The 1,281-nt window shown below is 63.8% G+C and carries 1 protein-coding gene and 1 pseudogene; one reads left to right on the top strand and one right to left on the bottom strand.

From position 1 onward, the window contains the following. Window positions 1-195, top strand: a 195-nt coding sequence (locus tag ACREXZ_RS30845) for a hypothetical protein (protein ID WP_431767915.1), incomplete at its 5' end; no start/stop codon positions are given. Window positions 196-308: 113 nt separating this feature from the next. Here the strand turns inward: ACREXZ_RS30845 and ACREXZ_RS30840 are convergent. After that, window positions 309-1,281, bottom strand: a pseudogene (locus ACREXZ_RS30840) (IS701 family transposase); the annotation flags it as partial.

Below are 1,281 nucleotides of genomic sequence, written 5' to 3'. Positions count from 1 at the left end.
CCGCTGGACAAGGCCGCCAGTCGCGACGCGATGATGAACCCGGAAGCGATCGACTTCTTCGTGCGCTTCGCGGAGGAGTCCATAGATCATCAGTGGCGGCGTCTCGAATCCGGTCAGGTCCTAGCATTACAGTTGCAGTTTTGTCTTGATATGGGCTTTTGCGGCTGCGGCTTGATGGGCCCTTCGCCAGATTGACCATGCGATGATGTGTGCAGGTTGGATGCGGCGCTGAGCCAGTCGCGTTGCGATGCGGCGGATCTCCTGGACCGACCAGCGGATCATGGGAGACGAGGCTTTACGTTCGTGGCCCTCCGCATCGTTTTTGGGGGCGGCGCGCTGTTGGCGCGATGACGGATCGCGGCCATCATGGCGAACGCCAGCATCACGAGCGAGACGTGGCGCTGCCAGCCATGCCAGGACCGGGTCTCGTTGTGGTCGAGCCCGAGTTCGTTCTTCGCCGTCTCGAAGCTATCCTCGATCGCCCAGCGATGTCCCTCCACCCCAACCAGGGTTTCGATGCTTGTCCCGGTCGGACACCAGGTCGAGAAGAAAGCGAGATCTCCATCGGCGATGTTGCGGCGGATCAACAGGCCGCGCGTCCACAAGCCTGTATGCTTATCATCATCTTCAGCGGCGTCGAGGTCAGCCAGTTCGCAGTAGGCCCAGTCATGCAATCTTGCGCCCTTCGTTCCTTCGCCAGCCGACAGGCGCCGCCAGCATGAAGGATCGAGATCTTGCGCGATCTCCGCGGCTGCGCCGGCGACCGGCGGCTTTCCGCCCCAGGACCCAAAGCGGTGATTGGCGTTGACCCCAAGCACATAGCCTTTGCCGGCGCGGCGCAGCGCCATCTCGATGTCGCCGGCGCCATAGACGCTGTCGGCGGCGACCCAGGCGAACGGCGCGCCTGCCGCAATGGCCCGCTCGATCATGTTCAGGGCGAGGCCAGGCTTGGTCGCGAAGGTTGTTGCCTCCGGCACATGGGCCGCCGCGAGCCGGGCGGCATCGTCCGTCCAGGCCTTGGGCAGGTAGAGAGCCCGGTCGATGAAGGCATGGCCGTGGCGCGACACGTAAGCGGCGAACACACCGATCTGGCAGTTCGTGATCTTGCCGGCCGAACCGGTGTACTGGCGCCCAACGCCGCATGAAGCCTTGCCCTGCTTCAGAAAACCGGTTTCATCGAGAACCAGCACGGCGTCCTGATCGGCCAGCGTTTCCACCACATAGTCCCGCACGACGTCACGCAGAGCATCAGCATTCCACCGGCCACGGCCGAGAACAGCC

Source organism: Paraburkholderia sp., from assembly GCF_050742655.1.
GTDB lineage: Bacteria > Pseudomonadota > Gammaproteobacteria > Burkholderiales > Burkholderiaceae > Paraburkholderia.
This window is presented reverse-complemented; position numbering and strand designations above follow the sequence as displayed.